Origin of the sequence: Bacillus cereus group sp. MYBK79-1 (assembly GCF_051915365.1) — a bacterium.
In the GTDB taxonomy this organism is placed as follows: domain Bacteria; phylum Bacillota; class Bacilli; order Bacillales; family Bacillaceae_G; genus Bacillus_A.
In genome coordinates this window covers 325592-332582 of record NZ_JBQAEO010000004.1, presented here as the reverse complement: position 1 = coordinate 332582, position 6991 = coordinate 325592, and the positions used below count along the sequence as shown (strand labels likewise).

The following is a 6991-nucleotide window of genomic DNA, read 5'->3' as shown; positions in this document are numbered from 1 at the left end:
CGCGCCCGTGTTACCTTGAACACCTTGAGGTCCAGTCGCGCCCGTGTTACCTTGAACACCTTGAGGTCCAGTCGCGCCCGTGTTACCTTGAACACCTTGAGGTCCAGTCGCGCCCGTGTTACCTTGAACACCTTGAGGTCCAGTCGCCCCCGTGTTACCTTGAACGCCCTGAGGTCCAGTCGCGCCAGTCGCCCCCGTGTTACCTTGAACACCCTGAGGTCCGGTAGCGCCGGTAGCACCAGTAGCACCTGTGTTACCTTGAACACCCTGAGGTCCAGTCGCGCCGGTAGCACCAGTAGCACCTGTGTTACCTTGAACACCCTGAGGTCCAGTCGCGCCGGTAGCACCCGTGTTACCTTGAACACCTTGAGGTCCAGTAGGTCCAGTAGGGCCACCAGAAGGTCCAGTAGGTCCGGTAACTCCTATACCGGTAGCGCCCGTGTTACCCTGAGGTCCTTGAGCGCCGGTAGCACCAGTCGCGCCCGTGTTACCTTGAACGCCTTGAGGTCCAGTAGCACCCGTGTTACCTTGAGCACCCTGAGGTCCAGTAGCGCCCGTGTTACCTTGAACGCCCTGAGGTCCAGTAGCACCCGTGTTACCTTGAGGTCCTTGAGCACCGGTAGCGCCAGTCGCGCCCGTGTTACCTTGAGGTCCTTGAGCGCCGGTAGCACCAGTCGCGCCCGTGTTACCTTGAGGTCCTTGAGCACCTTGAGGTCCAGTAGCGCCCGTGTTACCTTGAGCACCTTGAGGTCCAGTAGCGCCCGTGTTACCTTGAGCACCTTGAGGTCCAGTAGCACCAGTAGCACCTGCTGGCCCAGTAGGTCCAGTAGGTCCTTGGATAAATGAAGCAGAATTAACTAGAGCGGTTTGTAATGCTGCTATTAATTTAAGAAGCTCTTGAAGTGTGCAAGGGTCGATTCGGAATAATTTTGTAATGTATAGTAAATAATTAATTAGATTTTGAAGCTCGATAAATACAGCGCTTGCTACAAAAGTTGGATTTTTTAATATAGTTATTAAGTTTTTAATAATGGCTAACCCTTGTGCTTTCAGGGAGGAAGTAGCGTCTAGTGAGCAAATAAATTTAATTAGTAGGTTCAATGTATCGATTAGATCTTCAATATTTTGGGGAGATGGATTTGCGAAAAGTTTTGGGATTATTTTTGTTAAATCAATAATGATTGCGCGGAATGTTCTAAGTTGTACCTTAGTAACTGGGATTGATGGAGTATTTGGGATTCGTCCAGCGCTACTTGGAAAGCATGGTTTGGAGAATTTGTTCTGACTGTCGTTATAATGAGACATTAAATCTCTCCTTTCTAATGAGGATATGAACGAAACTCATCATAGTAGATGCAAAAATTAGTTAAATGGTCATAGTAAAATCGTTTGTTTAAAGAAAAAATAGAAAAAACGCCTTATGATAAGGCGTTTTTTCTATTTTCTGCGTATTGATAATATCGTTTTAGTGAAATTTTTGATTTAAACCCAGCTAGTTTTATAATTTCTGACTCTGGAGTTTCTTTTTTTATTAAGTTTAAAATATAGGTGTTACGAAAGTGTTGTCCTGAGATTCCTTTGCGTAAATTAGCTCTAGATACTTCAAGGCGAATCATTTTTTGGATAGCGATTTCTGTTAATCTTTTTGGTGCATCATTTTCGTAAACCCATCTGTATGTTCCGCGATTAAAATCAAACGCAATAAATAATGGATCGTTACTATGGTATTTTGGGCGAACGGGTTCAGGGATGCTTTTGTAATAAGTATAAAGTTGTTTTTTGTCATCGTTAGTTAATATAATTGTTCTTTCTACGCCTGCGGTTGCTGGTATAGATAATGTGTTCGTTTCAAAGTGGACGTGATGCATAGTTAATGCTGTAAGTTCCTGTAAGGATAATCCATAGTCGATTAGTAAATTTATAATAGCGATATTACGATCCATCAATAAAGGGCGTACAGGACGTTGCTTTTCTGAAAGTCCTTCTAATGAAGTGACTATATGCTTTAATCTTTTTTCTTCATCAGATGAAATGAAATCTTCATTGCGAAGTGTACGGTCTGGTTGAATAGAAATTTCCATGTTCTTTAATGGATTAGGGATGTTTAGAAAGTGATGCATTCTATTTAATACAATAAATACACGGTGCATCGTTTTCTCTGAGTAATGTCGATTCTTTTTTAAGTCAGAAAAGTAATCTTCGTAGTCTTTTGTACAAAGTGTAGCCCATATATTACTGGAAGGGAGCTTTTTGTTTTTTTCTAACCAATGTCCGAAATCTTCAATATCATAAACATAACGTTTAATGGTTGAAGGTTTTCGGCCTTTATTCAATAAAAAAATAGAAAAGGCTTGTATTGTATCATGGAATTCCGTTGTCTCCATAGTCCCACCACCTTCATTATTTCTTATATTATAGCAAACTTTTCTGAAAATAGTCATTTGCAAGGGAGGCAAGAATAATAATATTTGGTGAGTGGATAAAATGAGGTGATTGTATGGAACAATCGATGCGAAAGAAAAATAATAATCAAATTAACATTGTTTTAAATCATCGAAAGAAAATTTCTTTACCGGCCGCAGAAAATAAAACAGTAATTTCAAGTGAAACTACTACGAAACATGAGATGTTGCAAAGAATTGAAGAAGAGATGGGAAAGCTCGTTGGAATGGATGATATAAAAAAGATAATAAAAGAAATATATGCTTGGATTTATGTGAATAAAAAAAGACAAGAAATAGGGTTGAAGTCTGAGAAGCAAGTACTCCATATGTTGTTTAAAGGGAATCCGGGTACAGGGAAGACAACTGTTGCTAGAATGATAGGGAAATTGTTATTTGAGATGAATATTCTATCAAAAGGGCACTTGGTTGAAGCTGAACGTGCGGATCTTGTAGGAGAGTACATCGGTCATACAGCTCAAAAGACAAGAGATTTAATAAAAAAAGCAATGGGGGGAATTTTGTTTATTGATGAGGCTTATTCATTAGCCCGAGGGGGAGAAAAAGATTTTGGAAAAGAAGCAATTGATACGCTTGTAAAACATATGGAAGATAAACAACACGGTTTTGTATTGATTTTAGCTGGCTATTCAAGAGAGATGAATCACTTTCTTTCATTAAATCCAGGTCTGCAATCCCGTTTTCCATTTATAATTGAGTTTGCGGATTACTCAGTAAATCAGCTGTTAGAAATAGGGAAGAGGATGTATGAAGAACGTGAATACCAGTTATCGAAAGAGGCTGAATGGAAATTTAGAGATCATTTACATGCTGTAAAGTACTCGTCGCAAATTACATCGTTTAGTAATGGCAGATATGTACGGAATGTTGTTGAAAAATCAATTCGTACACAGGCTATGCGGCTGTTGCAAGAGGATACGTATGATAAATATGATTTAATTGGGATATCAAGTAGTGATTTGATGCTTGAAGAGGAGACGCACAGTACGTAAACTGTGCGTCTGTTTTTTTTGTATAAGTGCTGTTACTCTTTTTTTGCTTTTTCTTGATAAGATTTATGGAATCGTTCCATTTTAGCGCTTTTTTCGTGTGCAGAATTAGGATCGTGTCCAATTTGACCTACTGAGCTTTTTTGAGCCCCTTTATTAACATGGTTTGTCATTTGTATTCACCTCGCTTTGAGGATTAGTATAAACATTATGTAAAGAAAAACTCGTTAGAAAAGAAAAACCTCTTTACGATTTGCAAAGAGGTTGGATTGCTATTTATGCATTGAACGTTCGTTTGTGTCGATGCGTCTATGCGGTAAATGCCATTTGTAATGAATAGAAATCATGCGGAAGCAAACAATTAAAATGAATAAGGTGTATAAAGCCCAATCGCTAACAATAATTTGAGCACCGATTAAGAAACCTGCTAGAATCGTCCAAAAAGCATATACATCAGCTCGAAGAACAAGAGGTTTTCTACGGGCTAAAAGATCGCGGATAATACCGCCGCCAATGCCAGTTAAAACGGCTGCTACGATTGTAGCACTAATTGGTAAATTTAATTTCTGAGCGTACAATGCCCCTTGTACGGCAAATGCTGATAAGCCGATAGCATCAGTGATGTTTTCCCACCTTTTCCAGTGTCTAATTAATTTATTTGGAAAAAGAAAAATGATCGTCATTGATAAAAGTGCGATTTGGAATAACATGTCTTGTTGCCAAAACGCGACAATCGGATAACCGATTAATAAATTACGAAGGGCACCTCCCCCAAATGCGGTTGCCATTCCTAAAATATACACCCCGAAAATATCATAATCCTCTTCCATTGCAACAATGGCTCCGCTTAGTGCGAAAGCAATTGTGCCTATGATGCTAAAAATCTCCCATGCCATGAATTTTCTCCCCCGCTAACTAGATGAAATGTGCTTCCTCTGCTATTATATTAGAAGGTTTAAATTTCGAAAAGGATGAGTGAACATATTTGATGGAAGAAAAAGAAAAAGTCATATTAGTGGGCTGTCAATTGCCGCAAGAAGATGATGAAAAGTTTATGCATTCCATGAAAGAGCTTGCATCGCTAGCGAAGACTGCACGTGCAGAATTGTTAGTGTCTACAACGCAAAAACGACCGAAGTTTCATCCGGCGACTTATATAGGTAAAGGTAAATTAGAAGAGCTTGCAATGTTAGCTGAAGAATTAGAACCGGATGTTATCGTATTTAATAACGAATTAACGCCGAGTCAAATTCGGAATTTATCCTCAGTATTAGATGCGAGGGTAATTGATCGAACGCAACTAATATTAGATATTTTTGCGCAACGTGCGAAGTCGAGGGAAGGTAAGCTTCAAGTAGAATTAGCTCAGTTGCAATATACAATGCCGCGTCTTATGGGGCAAGGATTGTCTTTATCACGTCTTGGTGGTGGTATTGGAACGAGAGGGCCGGGTGAGACGAAACTTGAGACGGATCGTCGTCATATTCGATCGCGGATTGATGAAATAAAGAAACAACTTGCAGTTGTTGTGGAACACCGAAAAAGATATCGCGAGAGAAGAAAAGGTAATAAAGTATTTCAAGTTGCATTAATAGGATATACGAATGCGGGGAAATCAACACTGTTTAATAGATTAACGGAAGCTGATACGTTTGAAGAAAACTTGTTGTTTGCAACGCTAGACCCAACGACAAGGAAGATGCCGTTACCTACTGGTTATACAGTATTACTAACTGATACGGTTGGTTTTATACAAGATTTACCGACGTCATTAATTGCTGCTTTTCGTTCGACATTAGAAGAAGCTGGTGAAGCGGATGTTATTTTACATGTAGTTGATTCGGCAGATCCTAATTATGTAGGGCATGAGAAAACAGTCAAACAATTATTGTCAGAACTTGAAATTAATCATATTCCTATTATTACGTTATATAATAAAAAAGATGAATTACATCAAAACTTTATTCCGTTTCCGAAAAGTGACTTCTTAATGACTAGTGCTTTTGAACAAAGTGATTTATTACATATAAAAGAAGCGATAGAAACGAAAATGAAGGAAGAAATGAATCGTTATCAAGTGGAAATTCCACCGAGTGAAGGTAAGTTGTTAACGCTATTAAAGACGGAAACGCTATTAACAAAGATGGAGTTTTTGGAAGGTAAATTTGTATATGATTGCGTAGGGTATATTTTTGCTCATTCATCGCTTAATGTGCTATTAAAGAGATTTTTAGTGGAAGAAGGAGAAAATAAAAATGTTTGATCGTTTGAAAAATGGAGAAAAAATTGCTCCAATCGTAAAAGAAGTAGAGAGTCAGATTACAGAAGTACATAAACGTGCGGATGAAGTAATTGAAAGTAATCAGTTTCGTGTATTAGAAAGTTTTCGGAAACATAAAATTAGCGATTCGCATTTTATTCCGACGACAGGTTACGGTTATGATGATATTGGCCGTGATACGTTAGAAAAAGTGTACGCGGATGTATTTGGAGCGGAAGCTGGTCTTGTTCGTCCGCAAATTATTTCAGGTACTCATGCTATTTCTACAGCGTTATTCGGTATTTTACGTCCAGGAGATGAGTTATTGTACATCACTGGCAAGCCGTATGATACGTTAGAAGAAATCGTTGGTGTACGCGGAAAAGGTGTAGGTTCATTTAAAGAATATAATATTGGTTATACTGCAGTTCCGCTTACTGAAGAGGGGCTTGTTGATTTTGGAGCTGTTGCGGCTGCAATTCATAGTAATACGAAGATGATTGGGATTCAGCGCTCAAAAGGTTATGCTACTCGTCCGTCGTTTACTATTTCTCAAATTAAAGAGATGATAGCATTCGTTAAAGAAATTAAACCGGATGTTGTTGTGTTTGTAGATAACTGTTACGGTGAGTTTATTGAAGAGCAAGAGCCATGTCATGTTGGTGCAGATTTAATGGCAGGTTCGCTTATTAAGAACCCTGGCGGTGGAATTGTTAAAACTGGTGGTTACATTGTTGGTAAAGAACAGTATGTTGAAGCGTGTGCATATCGTTTAACATCTCCGGGAATCGGTGCGGAAGCAGGGGCATCTTTATACAGTCTGCAAGAAATGTATCAAGGTTTCTTCTTAGCGCCGCATGTAGCGGGACAAGCGCTAAAAGGTGCGATTTTTACAGCTGCATTTTTAGAGAAGTTAGGAATGAATACATCACCAGCATGGAATGCACCAAGAACAGATTTAATTCAGTCTGTTCAATTTGATGATAAAGATCGTATGATTGCATTCTGCCAAGCAATTCAATATGCATCTCCGATTAATTCTCACTTCACTCCATATGCCAACTATATGCCGGGATATGAAGATGATGTAATTATGGCTGCGGGAACGTTTATTCAAGGTGCAAGTATTGAATTGTCAGCTGATGGTCCAATTCGTCCGCCTTATGTTGCTTACGTGCAAGGTGGGTTAACTTATTCACATGTGAAGATTGCGATTTGTTCTGCAATTGATGCGTTAATTGAAAAAGAATTATTAACAATTTCTTAAGGAGAAGCTGTCG

7 protein-coding genes are annotated in these 6991 nt (G+C 39.1%); 3 read left to right on the top strand and 4 right to left on the bottom strand.

What is annotated here, in order from left to right:
- A partial coding sequence (locus ACTFOB_RS10390) for a collagen-like repeat preface domain-containing protein (RefSeq protein ID WP_440025436.1) occupies positions 1-1305 on the bottom strand: 1305 nt, incomplete at its 3' end.
- Positions 1306-1418: 113 nt separating this feature from the next.
- Positions 1419-2384 carry a tyrosine-type recombinase/integrase gene (locus ACTFOB_RS10385; protein WP_440025438.1) on the bottom strand — a complete coding sequence of 322 codons (966 nt, stop codon included), beginning with the start codon at positions 2382-2384 and terminating at the stop codon, positions 1419-1421.
- 113 nt (positions 2385-2497) lie between these two features.
- On the opposite strand from ACTFOB_RS10385, the gene spoVK reads away from it, so the two are divergent.
- A complete protein-coding gene (spoVK, locus tag ACTFOB_RS10380; RefSeq protein WP_440025440.1) occupies positions 2498-3454 on the top strand; it encodes a stage V sporulation protein K in 957 nt (318 codons plus the stop codon).
- Between the two features lie 32 nt (positions 3455-3486).
- On the opposite strand, the gene ACTFOB_RS10375 is transcribed toward spoVK, so the two are convergent.
- Complete coding sequence (locus ACTFOB_RS10375) at positions 3487-3624, bottom strand: hypothetical protein (RefSeq protein ID WP_016086714.1); 138 nt, start codon at positions 3622-3624, stop codon at positions 3487-3489.
- A 99-nt stretch (positions 3625-3723) separates the two neighbouring features.
- Entirely contained in the window at positions 3724-4347 is a 624-nt protein-coding gene (locus ACTFOB_RS10370; protein ID WP_440025442.1) for a trimeric intracellular cation channel family protein, read from the bottom strand.
- A 92-nt stretch (positions 4348-4439) separates the two neighbouring features.
- On the opposite strand from ACTFOB_RS10370, the gene hflX reads away from it, so the two are divergent.
- Together hflX and ACTFOB_RS10360 are read left to right on the top strand one after the other, a co-directional pair.
- A complete protein-coding gene (hflX, locus tag ACTFOB_RS10365) occupies positions 4440-5714 on the top strand; it encodes a GTPase HflX (protein ID WP_440025444.1) in 1275 nt (424 codons plus the stop codon).
- Positions 5707-6978 carry an aminotransferase class I/II-fold pyridoxal phosphate-dependent enzyme gene (locus tag ACTFOB_RS10360; protein ID WP_440025446.1) on the top strand — a complete coding sequence of 424 codons (1272 nt, stop codon included), beginning with the start codon at positions 5707-5709 and terminating at the stop codon, positions 6976-6978. Before hflX ends, ACTFOB_RS10360 begins: the two co-directional genes overlap by 8 nt.
- The last annotated feature ends 13 nt before the right edge of the window (positions 6979-6991 follow it).